Genomic DNA, 20,752 nt, shown 5'->3' on the forward strand with positions numbered 1-20,752 from the left:
GCGCGAACCAGCTTGATGTCGGCGCCTGCCGCCCATGCGCCGACATCTTCCCGTCTCAAGGCCGCCGCCATCATGTCGGGAAACAGATCCGGCGTGCAGGCGAAGACCGGAATGCCGAGCGCTGCCACCGAACCGGCCATCTTCGGGTCATAGCCCGGCCTGCCCTGGTCGGTCAGCGCCAACAGCACCACCACATTGACGCCGGAGCGAACCAATGCTGCCAGCCGCTGCAGCAATTCCTGGCCATTGCCGCCTTCATAGAGGTCGGTGATCAGCACCATATGCGACTTGGTCGGCCGTTCGATGCGATCGGCGCAATAGGCGACGGCCTGGTTGATGTCGGTGCCGCCGCCGAGCTGTACGCCGAACAGCACTTCGACCGGATCGCTGAGTTCCTCGGTCAAGTCGACGATCGCCGTATCGAAGCAGACGAGCTTAGTGCGCACCACCGGCAAGGAGGCCATCACCGCGGCGAAGATCGAGGCGTAGATCACCGAACTTGCCATCGAACCCGACTGGTCGACGCACAGCACGACCTCATCCAGATCGACCAGCCTGCGCTGCTTGCGCATGAAGCCGACAAGCTTCTCCGGAACGATGGTTTTGTGCTCGGGCTGGTAATGGCGAAGGTTGGCCGAGATGGTGCGCGGCCAGTCGATGTCGCGCTGGCGTGGGCGGTTGGTCCGCTGCGACCGGTCGAGCGCGCCACGGATCGCCTCGGCTGTCTTCTGCTCCAGCCGCTGCATCAGCTTGGCGACGATTTCGGCGATGATGGTGCGCGCAATATCCTTGGTCTTGGCCGGCATGACCGAGCGCAGCGAGATCAGGTCGGCGACGAGATTGACGTCGGCCTCGATCGCCTTGAGGAATTCCGGCTCCATCAGCATCTGCTTCAAATTGAGCCGCTCGAAGGCATCCTTCTGGACGATCTGCACGACCTGCGCGGGAAAGAACGACCTGATATCGCCCATCCACTGCGCCACCTTCGGCGCCGAGCGACCAAGCCCGCCGCGCCGCTTGCGCGGATAGGCAGCCGCATCGCCGGCGCCATCGCCGTAAAGCGCATCGAGCGCTGCCGACAGCCGCTTGTCATTGTCGGACAGCGCTGAAGACGTCTCGTCATCGGCGCCGATCGCCAGGCGCCAGCGGCGCTCCCGTCCGTCGCCGGCCGGCTCGGTTTCGCTGATATCGGCCTCGTCATCCATTGCCGTTCCCGCTCATCAGCAGAGGTCCAAGCCGTTCCAGATGCCGGCGCCAGGCCTCGTCGCCGTTGGGTGTTGGCGTCAGCCCGGCCGGCAGGCGCCTGGCGCGGCCAAGCACCGCTTCGATCAACCGCCGCCGCTCCATCGAGTCCAGATGCGAAAAGACCCGGCGCAGCAACGGCAGATGCGCGATGAAGGCGTCTTCGTCGAGCGATTTGAGCCAGGCATCGACGGCTCCACGCAGGCCCTCGTCATAGATCAGCCGTTGACCGGCTGTGCTGAAGAAGCCCTCGAAAAATCCGGCGGCCTCGGCGACCGGCGTGCCCGGCGACAGGCGCCGCGCAATCAGGCCCGCCGCGGCTTCGGCGGACAGATGGCCGGCCTCGTAATGCAGATGCGCGGCGCAGCCGGCCACCAGCGCCGTCGACCGCGATCCATCGAGCACGGCCGCCAGTCCATTGCGCCAGGCGTCCAGAACGTCCTGTTCGGGCTCGACCAGCTTGATCGCCTTGTCGGCCTTGCGCATGGCGCCGACCAGCGCCGTTGAAGCCTGGGCATCGAGGTCGCGCGCGGCGTAAGGGAGCGCGATGCCGCCTTCGACGATCAGCCGCTCCAGCAGGCCGGACAGGCGTGTGGTTTCCGTCTTGCGGGCTTCGCCATAGCGGATGATGTCGGCGAGCGGCGGCACCGATGCCAGGATTTCCAGGCACTCGCTGCTGTGCGCCGCGCGTTCCTCCAGGGTCGTCAGACCCGCGGTCGAGGCCTCCGACAAATTGGCCGTGATGGCGCCCTGAACCAGGGCCGCCAACGCATCGAGAGAGGTCGCCGCGCCGATCATCTGGATCAGCCGGCCATTGGCCGCCTTTTCGATAGTCGGCCCGTGGACCAGGTTCTCGACCAGGCGAACGGCATATTCCGGCTCCCACGCCAGCGTCCAGCGCTCGCGAAACGTGCCGCGGCTGCGGCCGCTGTCGGTCAGTCTGCCCCAATGCACGCCAAGCACGTTCAGCCGGTGCAGCAAGGTCGACCGGAACAGCCCGCTTTCGCTGCGCAGGTCGACCGACAATTCGCGCTCCAGCGCCTCGGGCTTCAGCCGCGCCACCTTCTGGTTGCGTTGCAGATCTTCGATCAGCGGCGCCAGCGGAGTGTCGGGCGGAATTTCACCGACATCGGCGCCGAGCAGCAGTTCGGCTTCGACGAGTGCCCACAATATGGCTTCGCCGTTGAACAGAGCGGCGATCGCGGCATCGCGCAATTCCTCGAAACCGGGCTTCGGCCGCTCGCGGATCACGGCCAGCGTGCGGGCCAGCCGTTCGGCTTCGATCAGCGAGGCGGTCGAGACCATGTGCCCCTTCGCCCGCAGTACCGATGCGATACGCGCGAGCCACAGGACCGAGGCGTCGCCTTGCCCACGCGTCTGCCACAGATGCTTGCACCAGCCGGGCGCGACGACACCGGCGCCATAGCCAAAGCCGAGCGCCAGGCGCGGCCCGGTCCATGGCGCCCAGGTCATCGTACTCTTGCGCCGGGCAAGCCCCTTGAGCACCGCCTGATCCTCCTTTTGCGGTCGTGCCGCCTGCAGCGCCGGCACATGGAAGGCGCCGCAGACGACAGCAACCGGCCCGTCGAATTCCTTGCGCGCGGCGGCGATCTCCAGCCGCATATGCGCTTCGCGTTTTGCCTCGAATTCGGCAAGCGGGCCTTCGCCCTCGCGCAGCGTCGTCATCGCGTCGGCTATCGCCGCGAAAATGGGGCCGGGTTGCGGGTTCTGCTCGATGATGTCGGCCCACCAGCTCTCGCCATCCTCATAGCCGGCGGCCTGCGCCAGCGTTCCGATCGGGTCGCGCAGATGCGGCGCCATCTCGGTCTCAACCTTGGCTTCCGCTCCGTCGGCATCGGCTCTTTCCGTGGCCTCAACCGGTGCGACCCGGGCCGAAGACGGCAAGTCGATGAAGCGCACTGTCGCGTTGTTGGCGACGGCCCACAGCGTCGCCTGGTACTCCGGCGAGAACTCGGCAAACGGCCAGAAGCTCGTCGAGGCCGGATCGTCTTCGGGATAGCACAGCAGCGCCACCGGCGGCTGCATTTCGGGGCGGGCGAGCAAGGGCAGCAGCGCCGAGGCATCGGCCGGCCCTTCGATCAGTACGGCGACCGGTTTCAACTCCTGCAACGCCTGCACCAGGCTGGCGGCGGAGCCAGGTCCGTGATGGCGTATGCCGAAATAGGAAACGTCGCCTGATGCCATGGCGTCAGATCGCTGCGTTCAAAGCCGCGTAGTAGCCGGCATAGTCGGGCCGCTTCTTGAGCACGGTTTCAAGATACTCCTCCAGCACCAGCTTGTCCTGCACGGGATCCTTGACGATCGCGCCGACGAGGCTGGCGGCCAGACCTTCGGCGCCGAGCTTGCCGCTGTCGAACCAGGCCGCCTGGCTGAGGCCGCCGACCATGGTGGCGATCGCTTCGGCCGTGGACAGCGAACCGGATGGCGTCTTCAACGTCACCTTGCCATCCGCCGTTGCACCGGAGCGCAACTCGCGGAAAATGGTCAGAACGCGGGCGATCTCCTCGCCGACGTTCTTCGGCACCGGCAGGTCGAGACCGCCGGCCATCTCGCCCACGCGCTTGGMGACGATCGCCACYTCCTCTGCCATGTCTTCGGGCAAMGGCAGCACGACGACATTGAAGCGGCGCTTCAACGCCGAGGACAGTTCATTGACGCCCTTGTCGCGGTTGTTGGCGGTGGCGATGATGTTGAAGCCGCGCTGGGCGTAGATCGAAGTGTTGAGTTCGGGGATCGGCATCATCTTTTCGGACAGCACGGTGATCAGCGTATCCTGCACGTCCGAGCCCATGCGCGTCAGTTCCTCGAGGCGGCAGAGCTTGCCGTCCTGCATGGCGCGGTAGAGCGGCGTCGGCACCAGCGCGTCCTGGCTCGGGCCTTTGGCCAGAAGCTGCGCGTAGTTCCAGCCATAGCGGATCTGGTTTTCGTCGGTGCCGGCCGTGCACTGCACGATCAGCGTCGAGTCACCCATGATGGCGGCGGCGAGATGCTCCGACACCCAGGATTTGGCAGTGCCGGGAACGCCGAGCAGCAACAGCGCGCGATCGGTGGCAAGGGTCGCCACCGCAGTTTCCATCAGCCGGCGGCGGCCGACATATTTGGGCGTTATCAGCGTCCCGTCGTCAGCCTTTCCGCCGAGCAGATAGGTCAGCACCGCCTTTGGCGACAGGCTCCAGCCGGCAGGCCTTTGCCGGTCGTCATTGCGCGCGAGCGCCTGTAGCTCAGTGGCGTAGGCCTGCTCGACCGGAAGACGGATGGCTGCGTTCATTTGCTGTTCTCCGCATGGATCATGTGTTGGTTCAAGGCCCGGTCAGGGATGCGTTGAGGCGCAGAAGACCGAGCGAAGGTGCTGCCGGCGCCATGCCGGCCGCGACGACATCGCCGATCAGTTTTTCCGCCGTCGCCGCGGTGGCGAGAAAGCCCAGCGTTTCCAGAAGCTGGTCGACGCCGCGCTTCACGGCGTCATCGTTTCCCGCGACAGCGGAGCGCAGCGCCGGCAGCGTCTTGCCGTTTGTCAGGTCGGCCCAGTCCAGCCAGCCTGCTTCGACGCCCTCGGCCAGGCTGAGCGCACCAAGATATTGCGTGTCCTTCAGGATCAGCCTGACCAGGACACGCTGCCGGCGACTGTCCAGACGCGGCATCAAATGGAGGACGAAAAGCGCCGGCTTGCCGCCTTCAGCGACAAGCGTATCGGCCATATGCGTGACCGCGGCGTCGCTGCCCGACGCGGCGACCATGCGGGCGACAAGCATATCGACATTGTCGTCGGCGCCGAACTGCCAGGCGCCGATGAAGTCGAATTCGGAGACACCGAAACGGGCGGCAAGATCGACCAGGTTGCAGGTCTCGAACAATTCGGCGCGGCGCCGTTCCTGCGCCGGCGATTTCAGCTTTGCCGGCGTGTAGGTGGTGCGGCGGCGGATGAAGCCGGATTTGCCTTCCGTGATGAAGGCTGCGAGTTCGGCTATCGGGTTTTCCGACCCGCTATCGCCTGGCTGGCCATGCTGCCCTAACCGCGCCAGCAGCCGGCCGGCCAATTCGCGCACCTTGCCGGAACGATCGGCGGACAGGCTCTTCAGGAAGGGCACGTCATCAGCGCCCAGGCCGAAGTGCATGAGTGCGATGAGCGTAAGCCTGATCTCCGCCGGCTCGGCCGATCCCTTAGTCTCGATCAGTTGCCGGGCCACAGCCGGCGCGGTGCGGCGCATATCGGCCAGCGCACTGCGGCGCGCGGCGGGATAGAAATCGTCCCAATTCTCAGCCGTCAGTTGCTCACGTCTCGTGTGTTTTTCGCCGTCCACGCCGGCCTGCCAATCGATCCAGGGCGCATAGACATCCGGGCTGGTCTGATCCGACGCGGCCGGCATCCAGTCCATCGGATGCAGCACGAAACCACGGCTGGCGACGAGAGCCACCACACGCGACTTGGCTCTTGCGTCGGCGGCCTGTTTCAGCGCTGCCCGCAAAAGCGGCCGCAACCGCTCAGGCAGCATGGGCAAGGCAAGCTCCGGCAGCGGCGGGCGACGCTTCAGCGTCTTGGGTGCTGCTGGCCGCAACGCGATTTCGAGGGCTTGCGCAGCGATTGCCAAAAGCCGGCGCTCACGCTCGTCGKGGTTTGCGCCGGCGGCGATGTCCTTCCACGTGGCCGGAGCCAGGTCAAAGCTGGTTCCGCCGGTAATCCAGCAATCGCGCATGGTCGCCAAACCGGTCTGCTCGATCTCGTTCACGACAGATCAAGCCTCCCGAAGCCGCTTTGCGCCGCCAGCAGATGAAGCCGGCTGCCGCTCCAGAGCGCTGCCGTTGCCGCGAGGTCCAGCCCAAGCAGCGTCGGGTTCACGGTATCCGCGATCGGCAAGGCGATGCCGTGCGGATTGTCAGTGGACTGCCACCAGGCATCGCCGCGATCGTCAAGCAGGATCGCGCCGGGCGGCAGCATGACGGGGCAGTCGGTGAGCCAGGGCGCCGTGTCCTGGTGAGCGACATGGGCGGCGAGCGGATCGGCTGCGTCAAAGCCGAAATCCGGCCATTCCCTCGACGAGACATCGCCCTTGCGCTCGACCACCAACGCCCGCAGCGGCTGGCGTGCCGGATAAAACACCAGCCTTGCATCGAAGCGATCGCCCGGCGTGAAAGCGTTGGAGCGGCGGCCGGCAGAGGCCGGGAAATAGTCGAGCAGCAGGGCGAATCGCGGATTGGCGCTGTTCAGGTCGAGCAGCCAGGTCGAATGGCTGACAAGACCGTCGCGGCGCGTCTCGATCTTCTCGCCGAGCACCTCCCAGATGCTGTCGACCTGGATCGCATCCGCATTGGCCAGAACCTGCTCACGGCTTTCCGAAGTCGATACCAGCCGCCGCAGCTCGGCATCGTCTGGTGTCGATCGCCAGGCCTTGGCCAGCAGTACGAGCTTGCCGAGCTCGCGGATCGCMGCGTCCGGCCGCTCTTCGCTGCGCAGCSCCATGAGCCGGGATGGAATCTCATCGATGCGGCCGGCAAGCGCTGTCGCCTTCATGTCGACCAGTCGCGCGGCAATCCGGCGGCAACGATCGCTGCTGTTGTCGACAAAGCCGGCAAGGCCGAGCCGCAGCTGATCCGATATCCATTGATCGAGCTCATCCAGAGCCGCTGAGACCGCGGACCGCGTATCCTCGGCGCGCTTGCGCTGGGCTGCCGCGCGACGTTCGATCGCGGCGGCGTCCTCGACGTCTGCGCTTTCGTCGTCGCGCGAGGCCTCGCCAATGCTCTTGCCTCCCGCACCGGGCGCCGGTGCAGCCGGCTGCGAGGTGGTTTTCCGGCGACGCCCGAGCCAGTCATTCACCCATTCCGGCGTCGAGGCGGCGGCGGTGAAATTGGCTGGTGTGGTGGCGGCGATCCACATCAGCGCCAATGTGTGCTTGCAGGGAAACTTTCGCGACGGACAGGTGCATTTGTAGCCGTGGTCGCCGGTGTCGACGACCACGCGATAGGGATTGGAGCCGGAGCCCTGGCATTCTCCCCAGATGAGCGCCAGCTGTTCGTTCTTTTCGAGCCGGGGCCAGTTCGATTGCTTGGTCAACTTGGAAGCGGAGCTCAGCGACGCCTGATCAGGCGCGAGCGCTTCGATGGTTTTCAAGTCAAATTCCAAGCCGCGCCTCTCGTCGCTCGAACGATACGGACTGCCAGTATAGAGGACCGTCTATGACGGATTCTTGTAGCAGCAGCGGCACAGAGATCGATACAGCTGACCGCGATCGTTGCGCCAGCCAACCTACGGCTTACTGCAGCGTGCGCAATGGCGACTGGGCGGCGCGGTCGTGCGCGATGCCGGCATCGGCGTCGCCCATGCCGAGCGCACGGTCGAGACCGGTCGCCACCACCGAGACCCTGAAGCGGCCTTCCATGCTCTTGTCGAAGATGGCGCCGACGATGATGTCGGCGTCCTCATAGACCTCTTCGCGGATGCGGGTGGCTGCCTCGTCGACCTCGAACAGCGTCATGTCGCGGCCGCCCGATATCGAGACCAGGACGCCCTTGGCGCCCTTCATCGACACTTCGTCGAGCAGCGGGTTGGCGATCGCGGCTTCCGCCGCCTTCATCGCCCGGCTTTCGCCCGAAGCCTCGCCGGTTCCCATCATGGCGCGGCCCATGCCGCGCATGACCGATTTGACRTCGGCGAARTCGAGATTGATCAGGCCTTCCTTGACGATSAGGTCGGTGATGCAGCYGACGCCSGAATAAAGCACCCGATCAGCGATGACGAAGGCATCAGCGAAGGTGGTCTTGGCATCGGCGATGCGGAAGAGGTTCTGGTTGGGGATGACGATCACCGTGTCGGCGGCTTCGCGCAGCCGCTCGATGCCCTCCTCGGCCATCTGCATGCGGCGCCTGCCCTCGAAGGTGAACGGCTTGGTGACGACGCCCACCGTCAATATGCCGGCCTTGCGCGCCGCTTGCGCAATGATCGGCGCAGCGCCGGTGCCGGTACCGCCGCCCATGCCGGCGGTGACGAAGCACATATGAGTGCCGGCCAGATGATCCATAATCTCGTCGAGCGATTCCTCGGCCGCGGCGCGGCCGATCTCCGGCAGCGAGCCGGCGCCCAATCCTTCCGTGACGTGGGCGCCAAGCTGGATCAGCCGCGTCGCCTTCGACATGGTCAGCGCCTGCGCATCGGTGTTGGCGGCGATGAATTCGGTTCCCTGAAGCTCCTCCGTGATCATGTTGTTGATGGCGTTGCCGCCACCGCCGCCGACGCCGATAACGGTGATCTTGGGTCTCATCTCGGAGATTTCCGGCTTCTTGAACTCGGCCATGCCTGCTTCTCCTTCGCCAATTGCGCGCGCTTCACGACCCATAAGCAGACTGCCTCTAGGACATTGCAATCGAGCGGCATGACGCGAATCAGTCCGTTCGGATGGGTGCCCCAAAAAGCCAGAGAGCGGCCGGACGTGCAAGTGCGCGACAGTCAAGATTTGTGATGAAGGGTAGAGCTTGTGCGACCGGCGGTCTGCTCCCGGGCAATCGCGCGCGATCCGGTGGCTTTTCAGGACGCCTTGCGCTCGGGAACCTGGCTGGTCGCCCGCTCCAGGATCGGCATCATAAGGGCGAACAGCTCCGCCTGCGATGACAGGCTGCATTTGTTGTAAAGCTGCTTGCGAAAGACCTTCACCGTCTGCGGGCTGACCCCAAGGTTCAAACCGATCGATGGCGAGGAGTGCCCCTGCAGGATGAGGAGCGCCACTTCAGCCTGGCGTTTGCTCAACAGGACATCGTGGTGCTTGCGCATCGCCGCGATCAGGCTGTCGGTGATCGACATCGAGCGCGGGGCAACCGCGGGCGGCGCCTCGGATGCGACCCAGTGGGCGCGCAGCAGCGACATGATCGCCGGCTCATGCGCGCGCAGGCATTGCTCGGCCTTGGCCGCGAAGGCCTGGCCGGATGAACCGTCCTTGCCCATCGAGATGGTGATGGTGGCGTTCTCGTCGATCGGCAGCACGACCGATATCTCGTCGGTGATGCCGATCCGGCCGTAATACCACTTGAAGTAGCGGCTGCGGCGAAACTGGTCGGGCGCCACGTCGAGAAGACGATAAAGCCCCGGCGCGCCGCGCCGCAGATGGAAATGATATATCGGGTCAAGCAGATAGGCCGCCGGCAGATATTGTTCGGCGAGATAGCGAAACACGTCCGGGCCGTAGATCTTCTTGTAGAGCACGCTCGGCACCGCAGTGCCCGAGAAAACGATGACGATGACATTGTCGTAGCTGAGGCAGCGCCGCAGATACTCGGTGATAGCCGGATAGAACTCGCGCTTGCCGATCGCGTCGATGGCCAGCGCCAGACCTTCAAAAACGGACTTTGTCACCAATCATACCCCGATGGGGGTATATACCCCCAAGAAACGATGCCCGTAGTGTAAATCAAAAAAGAAAGGGGTACGAGAGAATTGTCCAGCTTGCCATTCAAGAGCGCACACAGGCCCGGATCGCGGCGCGGATTTTTGCCGCGATGAAACGTCCCGTCGATCATGGCGCCATGGCCGTTTTAGGCTACACTGTTCCCTGGCACACAGCGGCCGGTGCGCCCGTCGCGCTTCATGTCTCGTCGTCGCGGCCGGTGCGCACTGTGCGGATCGTACGGCTCGACACGCCCTCGGCCGAATTCATGGACTGGCATGTCGAACCGACCGGAAATGACGTGTCGCACCGCGACTTCGATCATGGGTCCTTCCTGAGGATCGCGGCGACGGAACTGGCCAAGGCCGCCGACATCAGCGGCGTTTCCTTCGAAGTCTATTTGACCCGCAATGACGGCGCGCGCGTGCTCTTCGACTGCGGAAACTTTCGTCTTGGGCTGCAGGGCGGTCGGCTGACATCAGGCCATGACGGCAAGCCGCTGGAACCGGGCGAGACCTTGCCGGCAAGCACCTGGCTCACGGTCGAGATTTTATCCGATGGCGACGGGACGGTCCTGAACATCGCCTCCGACGATCTCCTGTCGCCGTTTCGCCTGCGGCGTCAGTTCGATCGGCCCTGGTCTCTGTCCGGTGACATGGTCTTCGGCGCCAGCGCGGCAAACGATGTCAGGTCGCTCAATGCCAAGTTCTCGGCAATCGCCCTGCAAACCGCGACCGGACGCATCGCCTGGACCTTCCCCACCTTGCTGCAGGGCGGTCCAATCGCCTCGACCGGTGGAGATGGCGTTCTCCTTCTGGAGACGGTCAACCAGCCGGCATTCTGCATGACTTCGCGCCGTTGGGATGGGTCGAGCTTCGATCCGCGCCTGGTGCCGTCGCATTACGACGCGGTGCATTGCCATGACGACGACATGGGCGCGTTGCAGTGGCCCGCCTCATATCATTTGCAAATCCCCGCCGAGGCTGCAGCCGGCGTCTATGCCTTCGAGGTCGGCCATGACGAGGGATCGGAGCGCGTCGTCTTCTTCATCACCTCGACCGCACGCCAGGCGCCGCTGTTGTTCCTGGTGCCGACGGCCACCTATCTCGCCTACGCCGATGAATTCCTGCCGGCGCATCTCTATGAATGGATATGCGAAGATCGCGGCCATCGCTTCGCCATCGATAACAATCTGAAGTCGCTCTACGACTACCACAGCGACCTCAGCGGTGTGTCGATCGCATCCACCAGGAAGCCGAAGGCGACGCTGCGCGACGACTACAATTACCCGCTCTGCGGCTGCCCGCACAATCTGCCGGTCGACCTGCATTTCCTGCGCTTCTGCCACAATAACGGCATCGCCTTCGATCTCATCACTGACCGCGACCTGCATGAGCGGGGGGTTGCCGGCTTGCAGGGCTACCAGGCGGTCGTCACCGGCAGCCATCCCGAATACATGTCGGTCGAGATGGAGCATGCGCTGCGCCAGTTCGCGGCGACGGGCGGCAGCATCGCCTATCTCGGTGGCAATGGCTTTGCCGGCAAGGTGGCGTTCCAGGGCGATCTGATGGAACTGCGCCGTTCGCCGCTCGAGGCAGGCCGCACCTGGGACGGCCCCATTGCCGAACAGTCGCTGTCGATCACCAACCAGCCGGGCGGCCATCTGCGCGCCAGCGGGCGCGGCGAATTCTCGCTGACCGGCGTTGCCATCTCGCTGATGGGTTTCGACCGCTCGCGGCCTTTTACGCGCACGCCAGAAAGCCATGGAGCTTCCGCTGCATGGCTGTTCGACGGCGTCGCCAACGAAACCTTCGGCGACGAGGGCATCGTGCTGGGCGGCGCGGCAGGCTACGAGGTCGATGCCACCGATCCGCATCTTGGCACCTCCCCAGATACAACAGTCATTGCCCGCGCAACCGGCTTTCCCGACAGCTTCGTCCACGACGCGACGCGCTGGTATGAGGGCGGCGCGGAGGAACGCGCATCGCGACGCTGCGCGGAGATGACGCTGCGCCACCTGCCTTCAGGCGGTTTGATCTTTTGCGCGAGTTCGGTCGCCTGGTGCGGCGCTTTGCCGACCGGCGACGCCATGAACGACGTCGGCAGGATCACCAAGAATTTGCTGACGCATCTGGCGTCGGCAAAGAGCCGGCCGGCCCGGGATCGACAGCAACAGAGCGGGAGCCAACCCGCCGCCCCGTCGGCTTCAACGGCATAGCGACAGTTCAACATCACACTTCGGGAACAAGGACCAGGATCATGGGATTGAGAAAACATTTCGTCGGGGCGGTCGCCCTGTTGGCACTCGCCACCGCACTGCCGTTCGCCGCACCGCCGGCGAAAGCACAGGACCTGCCGGTCGAACCGGGCGTGTTCAAGCTCGCAATATCGCCCTGGCTCGGCTACGGCATGTGGTACATCGCCCAGGAAAAAGGCTTCTTCAAAGCCAATGGCCTTGAAGGCGTCGAACTGACCAATTTCGTTGAAGACAAGGACATGGGTGCGGCGGTTGCCGCCGGCCAGGTCGACGGCGACAATGAATCCATCCAGCAACTGCTGGCCAAGGTGCAGGCCGGCATTCCGATCAAGGGCGTGCTGCTGCTCGATGCCAGCACCAAGGCCGATGCCATCCTTGTCAATGGCGACATCAAGACGGTGGCCGATCTCAAGGGCAAGCAGGTTGCCTTCGAACGCGGCTCTACCAGCGACCTGCTGCTTAACTATGTGCTGCAGAAGAACGGCATGACCATCGACGACGTCAATGTCCTGCCGATGCCGGCGGCAAGCGCCGGCACCGCGATCATTTCCGGCACCGTGCCGGCTGCTGTGACCTATGAGCCCTACATTTCGGCCGCCATCGGCGCCGACAAGAACATCAAGGTGCTGGCCGAGGCCGGCGAGGCGCCCGGCCTGATCAGCGACGTGCTTTCCGTACCGGAAGAGACGCTGAAGAAGAAGCCGGGCCAGGTGCAGGCCATGCTGAAGAGCTGGGACCAGGCGCTGGAATATTATCGCGCCCACACCGAAGAAGGTCGCGCGATCATCGCCAAGGGCGTCGGCGCCGAGCCGGCGGACCTCGTCACGGCGTTCGACGGCGTGTCGTATTATTCGGTCAGTGAAAGCCAGAAGGCGCTCAACGGCGTGTTCAAGTCCGACACCTATCCCGGCATCGTCAAGGCGGCGATCGCGGCCAAGCTGATCGACAAGGACATCGCCTACGACGCGGCCATCGACTCGAGCGTGGCGCATTCCAAGTAGTCGTCCGCGAACCGGGAGGCAGGGCCATCACAGTCCTGCCTCCCCATCGCAATGGCGGGAAAACATCCAGACATGACCAGCACCGACGTTCAAGTCGCCTTGACGTTCGATTTCGATGGCTATTCGACATGGATCGGCAGCCATCAGGCGACGTCGCCGAGCATGCTTTCGCGTGGCGAGCTCGATCCGATCGGCGCGCGCCGCATTCTCAACGTGCTGGAGCACGCCGGCATCCCGGCAACCTTCTTCGTGCCCGGCCATTCGGCGCTCGCCTTCCCTCCGGTCGTGCGCGCCTTTCACGATGGCGGCCACGAGATCGGTCATCATGGCTGGGTTCATGAGAACCCGGTGCTGCTGACACGCGAGGAAGAGCGCACCGTCCTGCTGAGGGGCCTGGAGGCGCTGGACAAGGTCGCGGGCATCCGGCCATCCGGATACCGCTCGCCGGCCTGGGACAACAGCCCGTCCACTATCGAATTGCTGCTCGAACTCGGCTTCGAATATGAAAGCTCGATGATGGGCAACGACCACGAGCCCTATTGGTGCCGGATCGGTGATGCGTGGTCGACGACAGAAGAATTCCGCTTCGGCCTGCCGGTCGATCTCATCGAAATGCCCGTCGCCTGGCATCTCGATGATTTTCCGCATTTCGAGTTTCTGGCGACCGACAAGGGCTATTTGCCCGGCGGCCGCGCGCCGTCGACAGTGCTGGAGATCTGGAAGGCCGAGTTCGACTTCCTCTATCAGCGCATCGGCAGCGGCGTTATGGTGGTGACCATGCATCCGCAGATCATGGGCCGAGGCCACAGGCTGCTGATGCTCGAGGAATTCATCCGCCATGTCGCCGCGCATGAGCGCGCCGGCTTCACGACATGCCAGGACTATGTGCGGCAGTGGCGCAAGGGCCGTTCGCCATCCCTGCCCGCGGATGCCGGCGACAACAGGCTGACCAGATGAAAACGGCAATCGTCACCGGTGCCGCCGGCGGGATCGGCGCGGCGATCGCGACGCTGTTCGCGTCGACAGGCGCCACCGTGATCGCGCTCGACCGGTCGTTCACCGGCGTGAGCGAACAGGCCGCGGGCGCCGGCCAGATCCTGTCGGCCGCCTTCGATGTCGCTGATGAAGCCGATTGGGTGGGGATTTCGGACATGATTGCCCAGCGGTTCGGCCCTATCGATGCGCTGGTCAACAACGCCGCCATCTTCAATCCGGTGGCATTCCTGGAAGAAAGCGTCGCCGGTTTCCAGGCCGTCACCGACGTCAACCAGTTGGGCACGTTCCTCGGCATGCGCACTGCTGCGGCGCTGATGCCGGCGCAGGGCGGTTCGATCGTCAACGTCTGCTCGACCGGCGGTTTGAGAGGCTTCAGCGGCGCCTTCGCCTATTCGACCTCGAAATGGGCGATCCGCGGCATGACCAAGGTCGCGGCGCGCGAACTTGCCGGCCGCAACATCCGTGTCAATGCGGTGCATCCAGGCCTGGTCGACACGCCGATGCTTGACGAGAACACCGCCGAAAACCTGGCTGCGATGGCAGCCTCCGTGCCGCTCAACCGGCTGGCCAGCCCGCAGGAGGTCGCCCATCTCGTGGCGTTCCTCGTGTCGCCCGGCAGCGAATACATCACCGGGTCGGAATTCACGATCGACGGCGGGCAGACGATCTAGAAACTCAGGAAAAAGAGCTGACGATGGAAAGGCGATTTCAAGGGAAGACCGCCGTGGTGACCGGCGCCGGCAACGGCATTGGCCTGGCCACCGCCAGGCGGTTGCAAGCCGAAGGCGCAGAGGTGCTTTCAGTCGACTGGAACGCGGACTATCTGGCGGACTGCGCGGAACCGAAACTGACGATTGATCTCGCCGATGACGATGCCCCGGCGCGGATCATAGCTGCTGCCAAGGCACAGTTCGGGACCATCGATATCCTCATCAACAATGCCGGCGTCGCCGGTCCCAAGGCGCTTGCCGACAGCAGCGACGAACTGATCGACCATGTCATGGGCATCAACGTGCGCGCGGCGATGCGGCTGACCCGCGACATGCTTCCACATCTGGCGAGGCCGGGCGGCTCTATCGTCAATGTCTGTTCGGTGTTCGGCGAGGTCGGTTTTCCCAACACCGCACCCTATGCCGCGTCCAAGGGCGCGCTGTCGCAACTGACGCGCCAGCTGGCCGCCGACCTGTCGGCCGACGGGATCCGCGTCAACGCCGTAGCGCCCGGCGTCATCAACACGCCGATCGTCGCCGAACGGATCGCGTCGGACGACTGGTACCGGCGCGCGATGATCGAAACCACGCCGATCCGGCGTCTCGGCACGGCCGAGGATGTCGCCGGCGGCATCCTGTTCCTGTGCGGCCCCGACGCCCAGTTCATCACCGGCCATATCCTCAATATCGACGGCGGCTGGCTTGCCGCGCGTGTCGCCCCTTGAGGGCGTTTCGACAGTACGAAGGAAAGAGAATGTCATCTGTTGCAATCCACGACCTGGCCACGATGTCGTCCGAGGCGCGCACGCGCCTCTTGGAGCGGACCGAGGCCGATCTCACCGACACGATCCGCAAGGTCGAACCGATCATCGCCGCTGTGCGGGCCAGGGGCGACGATGCCCTGATCGAGCTTGCCGCCCGGTTTGACGGCGTGACGATGGACCACGCGGCGTTGAAAGTGTCCGCGAGCCAGATCGCCAACGCCGAGAAGGAACTCGACCCCGAGATCGTCGCGGCGATCCGGCTTTCGGTGGCGCAGGTCAGGCGTTTCCATGAGGCGCAGATGCCCGACAATCTCTGGCTGAGCGAGGCAACTGAAGGGGCGCTGATCGGCGACCGTTGGACGTCGATCGATTCCGTCGCCTGCTACGTGCCGCGCGGCAAGGGTTTCTTCCCGTCGAGCGCGATCATGACCGCGGTGCCCGCCAAGGTGGCCGGCGTGGCAAGGGTGGTGATCGTGACACCGCCGGGGCCGGACGGCACGGCCGATGCCGCCACGCGTTTCATCGCCTCGCTGATCGGTATCGAGGACATCTATCTCTGCGGCGGCGCCCAGGCGGTGGCGGCGGTTGCCTACGGCACCGAGACCGTGCCGAAATGCGCAAAGATCGTCGGCCCCGGCAGTCCGTGGGTCAGCGCGGCGCGCCAGCTTCTGTCGAACCGGATCGACCCGGGCAGCCCGGCGGGCCCAAGCGAATTGCTGGTCTATGCCGACAACTCGGTCCCCGCCGCACTCGCCGCATTGGAACTGACGGTCGAATCGGAGCACGGCCCAGACTCGTCAGCCTTCGTCGTCACCACCGACCGGGCGCTGGCGGAAGCCATCGCCGCCGCGGTGCCTGAGTTCTGGGAGGCGATGGGAGACTATCGCGCGGATTTTTCGCGCACCGTGCTCAACGGCAGGAATGGCGGCATCGTGCTGGCGCCTTCGATCGACGCGGCGTTCGACTTCATCAACGATTATGCGGCCGAGCATCTCGCCGTACTGTCGACATCGGCCTTCGAGCTGCTGCCGAAGATCAGGAATGCCGGCGAGATCCTGCTCGGTCCGCATTCGGCAATCCCGATTGCAAACTTCGTGCTGGGACCGAGCCACGTCCTGCCGACGGGCGGGCGGGCCAACACGGCCTCGCCGCTGTCCGTCTTCGATTTCATGAAGCGCTCCTCGATCGCCTATCTGTCGCAGGCGGCCTATCAACGGTTGGCGCCCGCCGCCCGCACCTTCGCCCGCTATGAAGGCTTCATGGCGCACGCGAATTCGGTTTCGGAAATCCGCGACCGCATCCTGTCGAACAGCAGACCTTTCACCAACCTGGGGGCGAGATCGCAATGACGATACAGACCGACATAGCGGCCCCGAAGCAGACCACGCAACGTCCCCAGCGCAAGCCGTTGCTGAGCATGGCGGCGGAGATCTCCGGCTCGACCTATCTGTTCATCACCGTCTGCGCCTTCCTGCTCTTCATCGCGGCGTGGTTCCTGGCGACTGGGCTCGGCGTGACCAAGCCCATCTTCCTGCCCTCGCCCCTTGCCGTCGTCGCCAAGCTGACAAAGCTGGCAATGGATGGAACGCTGGCCAGCGATGTCGGCAACAGCGTCTACCGCATCATGATCGGCTTCCTCCTCGCCTCGGTGATGGCGCTGGCGACAGCCATCCTGATCGGCGCCTACCGCTTCTGGGAGGCGGCGATCGAGCCTTTCCTGGACTTTGTCCGCTACATGCCGGTCGTCGCCTTCGTGCCGCTGACCATCCTGTGGAGCGGCACCGGCGACATCCAGAAATTCCTGATCATCTGGATCGGCACCTATTTCCAGCAGGCGCTGATGTTCAAGGACAACATCAAGCGTGTTCCCACGGACTTCATCGGCTTCGGACGGACACTGGGGATGAGCGATTTGCGCGTTTTGATGCGCATTGTCGTGCCTTCGGCGATGCCGCAGATCTGGGACACGCTGCGCATCTCGCTGGGCTGGGCCTGGACCTGGGTGACGCTGGCCGAGCTGGTCGCCGCCAATTCTGGGCTTGGCTACCGGATCACGGTCGCCCAACGCTACCTGCAAACCGACATGGCGATCGGCTACATACTTGTGCTCGGCATACTGGGCCTGGCGACGGACCAGATCATGCGGTTCCTGGGTCGGCATTTCTTCAAATATGAGAGGAAGTCCTGACATGGAGGCGTATCCCAAGCTGAAGATCTCGCATCTGCAAAAATCGTTCATCAACGGACGGTCGGCAATCAAGGTGCTCGACGACATCAACCTCGAAGTCGGCGACAACGAATTCGTTTCGCTGGTCGGCGCATCGGGTTGCGGCAAGAGCACGCTGCTGTCGATCATCGCCGGCCTGCAGGACTATGAGCAAGGCGAGATGCTGGTCGACGGCAGCCCGATCAACGGACCGGGCCGCGACCGTGGCGTCGTCTTCCAGTCCTACACCTTGCTGCCATGGCTGACGGCGCTGCAGAATGTCGAGTTCGCGCTGCGCGAAACCGGGCATGATGCCAAGGACATTCCCGAGGTGGCGCGCCAGCATCTCGACCTTGTGAAGCTTTCGCGCTTTGCCGACAGCTTTCCGAGCCAGCTTTCCGGCGGCATGAAGCAGCGGGTCGCCATTGCGCGCGCCTTGTCCTACCGGCCGAAGATGCTTCTGATGGACGAACCCTTCGGTGCGCTGGACGCGCTGACCCGCGGCCAGATGCAGGAGCTCTTGATGCAGATCTGGCAGGAGCATCGCCTGACCGTGATCTTCGTCACCCACGATGTCGAGGAGGCGGTCTATCTCTCCGACCGCATCTTCGTCATGGGCCTCAATCCGGGTCGCATCAAGGAATGCATTGCGGTGCCTGCCGTCAGGCCAAGACCGACCGGCATCCAGCATGATCGCGACGTCCTGGAACTTCAGGCGCAAGTGCTGAAGTCCATTCGCGAAGAGACCCGCCGCGCCGAGTTCGATTGAGCATCAGGCTACACGGCTTGCCGCGCGACGATTGAGGCGTCTATTATGCGCCGATAAATCGCTGGCTTCGGCTTCCCGCCATGCTCGGCCCGATGGGATTGTCCGCGGCTGTTGTCGTCAGGGTAGATTTCAGAACGAATGAAGTAGCGCCCCCGCCAATGGCCGACAGAACACAATTCGGGTTGAGCGCCGTCGACAGCGTGCCCCTGCATGAGAAGGTCTATCTGGAGCTTGTGCGGGCTCTGATGTCCGGCCAGTTCACGCCCGGGCAGAAGCTGACCTCGCGCAAGCTCGCCAAGGAACTCGGCACCAGCGACATGCCAGTGCGCAGCGCCTTCATGCGGCTGCAGGCGCTGCGGGCGCTGAGCCCGATGCCGAACGGCAGCGTCGAAGTGCCTGTCATTTCCGCCGACCGGTTCTCGCAATTGACCGCCGTGCGCACGATCCTCGAAGGCTCGGCGACAGAGCTCGCGATAAAACGCATCAACGGCAACAATCTGCGGACGATCCGACGCCACAGCAGCGAATTGACCCTGGCGGCGCGCGAGGGCGATATCGACGACTATCTGAGGAAAAATTACGCCTTCAAATTCTCGATCTATCGCCATTGCGGCAATGAGCAGATGATCTTCCTGATCGAAACGGTGTGGATGCAGGTGGGCCCCTTCCTCAGGAATCTCGCCATGGGCTTCGAGGACGACCTCTCCTCCATCCTCGACATCGACTATCACGAGGAAGTCGTCGCCGCGATCGAGGCGCAGGACGCGGCGCGCGCCCGCGCAGCCATCGTCCGCGACATCGACGAAGGTGCTGCACACATCTTACGGCAGGCCAGATTTCCGGACGCAAGAAGCTAGGATTGGAGGGCGACAGTCGTTCTACCCTGAGGCCGGTCGCACCTGCCCTGCGGCGAGCCGGCACGCCGAATGCCCCTTGGCTTTCCGCATTCTTACCTCTATGTTGCGATCGCAGATCGCGCAATTGGTTTTGAAAATGCCTCCCGACATCCCGCTTAGTGATTTGAAAAAATAAGGAAAACTCTCCGGCAATGGCCGGATAGGCTTCCCGAAAACTCACAAGCATTTTTTACCAGGGACAGTGCAGCCGATCAGGCTGAGGCACTTTCGAAAACCAGAGGTTTTAAATTGAGCGATGCAATTGCGGACGTTTTGAGCTGGCTTGAAAGCAGAAGCGACATCCAGAGCCTGAGGGCGGCGGTGTGCGACCTCAACGGCGTCATGCGGGGAAAACGCATTCCTGTCGAGCAGGCCCGCAAGGCGCTGGAAGGCAAGCTGCGCATGCCCTACTCGCTGATCGGGCTCGACATCTGGGGCGAGGATATCGAAGGCAATACGCTGGTTTTCTCGACYGGCGAYGCCGATGGCCTCTGCCAATGGACGGGACGCGGCATTCTGCCGGTGGACTGGACGGCGCATCCGACGGCACTCGTCCCGCTCTGGCTCGCTGATGAAAGCGGCGCGCCGTATCTCGGCGATCCCCGGCGGGCGCTGGCGCGCATCCTCGATCGCTACAAGGCGCTCGGCCTGACCCCGGTCRCKGCGACCGAACTTGAATTTTATCTGGTCGATCCACAATCGCAGCGGCCGGTCGGGCCGGTSTCACCGGTGACCGGGCGCCGTCTCGATTCTGATGCGGCGCTGTCGATCGACGAGATCGACGATTTCGAATCCTTCATCCATGACGTCTACGAGGCCTGCCGGGCACAAGGCATTCCGGTCGACACGGCCATTGCCGAAAATGGCGTCGGCCAGTTCGAGATCAATCTGAACCATGTCGCCGACGCCTTGCGAGCGGCCGACGATGCCGTGCTGTTCAAGCGCACGGTGAAGGGCATTGCCCGCAAGCACGGCTTTGCCGCCTGCTTCATGGCAAAGCCCTATGGCGACCGCGCCGGCAACGGCTTTCACGTCCATTTCAGCCTTATCGACGCCGAAGGGCGCAACGTGTTCGACGACGGCACCGATCAGGGCTCCGAACTCATGCGCCATGCGGTCGGTGGCCTGCTGGCGGCGATGGCCGAGAGCACGCTGGTGTTCGCGCCGCATTTCAATTCCTACCGCAGGCTTCGCCCGCGCTCCTACGCGCCGACCGCGGTCGCCTGGGGCTACGAGAACCGCATGGTCGCGATCCGTATTCCCGGCGGCCCGACCGGGGCGCGCCGCATCGAGCATCGCGTGTCGGGAGCGGACGCCAATCCCTATCTGGTGCTTGCCGCCATACTGGGCGCGGCTTTGATCGGCATCGAAAGGCAGATGTCGCCGGGCGACCCGACCGGCAGCGACGGACAAGGCGTCGTCCCGGCCAAGCTGCCGCCGGACTGGGCCTCGGCGATCGCCACCTTCGAAAGCGGGACGCATGTGGCGGAGATTTTTCCGGCGATCCTGCGCGACTCC

General features: G+C 64.2%; 17 protein-coding genes. 10 read left to right on the top strand and 7 right to left on the bottom strand.

Going from position 1 to position 20,752, the window contains the following annotated elements:
- The 7 genes from AC1DX0_RS13405 to AC1DX0_RS13435 form a co-directional block, all read right to left on the bottom strand.
- The coding region (locus tag AC1DX0_RS13405) for a VWA domain-containing protein (protein WP_477355691.1) at nucleotides 1-1,205 on the bottom strand (1,205 nt) is incomplete at its 3' end.
- The gene (locus AC1DX0_RS13410) at nucleotides 1,198-3,447 is read right to left on the bottom strand and encodes a DUF5682 family protein (protein ID WP_477221040.1); all 2,250 of its coding nucleotides are present in this window, start codon (nucleotides 3,445-3,447) and stop codon (nucleotides 1,198-1,200) included. The genes AC1DX0_RS13405 and AC1DX0_RS13410, both read right to left, overlap by 8 nt.
- A gap of 4 nt (nucleotides 3,448-3,451) precedes the next feature.
- Nucleotides 3,452-4,531, bottom strand: a complete 1,080-nt coding sequence (locus tag AC1DX0_RS13415) for an ATP-binding protein (RefSeq protein WP_477355694.1) — start codon at nucleotides 4,529-4,531, stop codon at nucleotides 3,452-3,454.
- Nucleotides 4,532-4,562: 31 nt separating this feature from the next.
- Nucleotides 4,563-5,990 carry a DUF5691 domain-containing protein gene (locus AC1DX0_RS13420; RefSeq protein WP_477355697.1) on the bottom strand — a complete coding sequence of 476 codons (1,428 nt, stop codon included), beginning with the start codon at nucleotides 5,988-5,990 and terminating at the stop codon, nucleotides 4,563-4,565.
- A complete protein-coding gene (locus AC1DX0_RS13425) occupies nucleotides 5,987-7,372 on the bottom strand; it encodes an SWIM zinc finger family protein (protein WP_477355700.1) in 1,386 nt (461 codons plus the stop codon). The genes AC1DX0_RS13420 and AC1DX0_RS13425 overlap by 4 nt, the downstream gene beginning before the upstream one ends.
- 142 nt (nucleotides 7,373-7,514) lie before the next feature.
- Nucleotides 7,515-8,552 carry a cell division protein FtsZ gene (gene ftsZ, locus AC1DX0_RS13430; protein WP_477355703.1) on the bottom strand — a complete coding sequence of 346 codons (1,038 nt, stop codon included), beginning with the start codon at nucleotides 8,550-8,552 and terminating at the stop codon, nucleotides 7,515-7,517.
- Nucleotides 8,553-8,782: 230 nt separating this feature from the next.
- Complete coding sequence (locus tag AC1DX0_RS13435; RefSeq protein WP_477221035.1) at nucleotides 8,783-9,604, bottom strand: helix-turn-helix transcriptional regulator; 822 nt, start codon at nucleotides 9,602-9,604, stop codon at nucleotides 8,783-8,785.
- A gap of 143 nt (nucleotides 9,605-9,747) precedes the next feature.
- Here AC1DX0_RS13435 and AC1DX0_RS13440 point away from each other — a divergent pair, with 143 nt between their 5' ends.
- The 10 genes from AC1DX0_RS13440 to AC1DX0_RS13485 all read left to right on the top strand — a co-directional run.
- Nucleotides 9,748-11,853, top strand: coding sequence for a N,N-dimethylformamidase beta subunit family domain-containing protein (locus AC1DX0_RS13440; RefSeq protein WP_477221034.1), 2,106 nt, complete (start codon nucleotides 9,748-9,750; stop codon nucleotides 11,851-11,853).
- Between the two features lie 41 nt (nucleotides 11,854-11,894).
- Nucleotides 11,895-12,893, top strand: coding sequence for an ABC transporter substrate-binding protein (locus tag AC1DX0_RS13445; RefSeq protein WP_477221033.1), 999 nt, complete (start codon nucleotides 11,895-11,897; stop codon nucleotides 12,891-12,893).
- A gap of 72 nt (nucleotides 12,894-12,965) precedes the next feature.
- A complete protein-coding gene (locus AC1DX0_RS13450; RefSeq protein WP_477221032.1) occupies nucleotides 12,966-13,850 on the top strand; it encodes a polysaccharide deacetylase family protein in 885 nt (294 codons plus the stop codon).
- A complete protein-coding gene (locus AC1DX0_RS13455) occupies nucleotides 13,847-14,560 on the top strand; it encodes an SDR family NAD(P)-dependent oxidoreductase (protein ID WP_477221031.1) in 714 nt (237 codons plus the stop codon). Before AC1DX0_RS13450 ends, AC1DX0_RS13455 begins: the two co-directional genes overlap by 4 nt.
- A gap of 23 nt (nucleotides 14,561-14,583) precedes the next feature.
- Complete coding sequence (locus AC1DX0_RS13460; protein WP_477221030.1) at nucleotides 14,584-15,324, top strand: SDR family NAD(P)-dependent oxidoreductase; 741 nt, start codon at nucleotides 14,584-14,586, stop codon at nucleotides 15,322-15,324.
- A gap of 29 nt (nucleotides 15,325-15,353) precedes the next feature.
- On the top strand, nucleotides 15,354-16,712 hold the full coding sequence (gene hisD / locus AC1DX0_RS13465) for a histidinol dehydrogenase (RefSeq protein WP_477221029.1): 1,359 nt from the start codon (nucleotides 15,354-15,356) through the stop codon (nucleotides 16,710-16,712).
- Nucleotides 16,713-16,780: 68 nt separating this feature from the next.
- The gene (locus AC1DX0_RS13470; protein WP_477221099.1) at nucleotides 16,781-17,551 is read left to right on the top strand and encodes an ABC transporter permease; all 771 of its coding nucleotides are present in this window, start codon (nucleotides 16,781-16,783) and stop codon (nucleotides 17,549-17,551) included.
- Nucleotide 17,552: 1 nt separating this feature from the next.
- Nucleotides 17,553-18,338: an ABC transporter ATP-binding protein gene (locus AC1DX0_RS13475; RefSeq protein ID WP_477221028.1), complete on the top strand. Its 786-nt coding sequence runs from the start codon at nucleotides 17,553-17,555 to the stop codon at nucleotides 18,336-18,338.
- Between the two features lie 158 nt (nucleotides 18,339-18,496).
- The gene (locus AC1DX0_RS13480) at nucleotides 18,497-19,195 is read left to right on the top strand and encodes a GntR family transcriptional regulator (protein WP_477221027.1); all 699 of its coding nucleotides are present in this window, start codon (nucleotides 18,497-18,499) and stop codon (nucleotides 19,193-19,195) included.
- 288 nt (nucleotides 19,196-19,483) lie between these two features.
- Nucleotides 19,484-20,752: glutamine synthetase family protein (locus AC1DX0_RS13485; protein WP_477355706.1), on the top strand; the 1,269-nt coding region annotated here is incomplete at its 3' end.

The sequence above is a fragment of the Mesorhizobium sp. P3_A9 genome (assembly GCF_056402975.1).

What these genes read in the sequence shown, in the direction of transcription:
- AC1DX0_RS13410 (WP_477221040.1), bottom strand. Translation starts at nt 3,447, where the DNA reads ATGGCATCAGGCGACGTTTCCTATTTCGGCATACGCCATCACGGACCT.
- AC1DX0_RS13440 (WP_477221034.1), top strand. Translation starts at nt 9,748, where the DNA reads ATGAAACGTCCCGTCGATCATGGCGCCATGGCCGTTTTAGGCTACACT.
- AC1DX0_RS13445 (WP_477221033.1), top strand. Translation starts at nt 11,895, where the DNA reads ATGGGATTGAGAAAACATTTCGTCGGGGCGGTCGCCCTGTTGGCACTC.
- AC1DX0_RS13450 (WP_477221032.1), top strand. Translation starts at nt 12,966, where the DNA reads ATGACCAGCACCGACGTTCAAGTCGCCTTGACGTTCGATTTCGATGGC.
- AC1DX0_RS13455 (WP_477221031.1), top strand. Translation starts at nt 13,847, where the DNA reads ATGAAAACGGCAATCGTCACCGGTGCCGCCGGCGGGATCGGCGCGGCG.
- AC1DX0_RS13460 (WP_477221030.1), top strand. Translation starts at nt 14,584, where the DNA reads ATGGAAAGGCGATTTCAAGGGAAGACCGCCGTGGTGACCGGCGCCGGC.
- hisD (WP_477221029.1), top strand. Translation starts at nt 15,354, where the DNA reads ATGTCATCTGTTGCAATCCACGACCTGGCCACGATGTCGTCCGAGGCG.
- AC1DX0_RS13470 (WP_477221099.1), top strand. Translation starts at nt 16,781, where the DNA reads ATGGCGGCGGAGATCTCCGGCTCGACCTATCTGTTCATCACCGTCTGC.
- AC1DX0_RS13475 (WP_477221028.1), top strand. Translation starts at nt 17,553, where the DNA reads ATGGAGGCGTATCCCAAGCTGAAGATCTCGCATCTGCAAAAATCGTTC.
- AC1DX0_RS13480 (WP_477221027.1), top strand. Translation starts at nt 18,497, where the DNA reads ATGGCCGACAGAACACAATTCGGGTTGAGCGCCGTCGACAGCGTGCCC.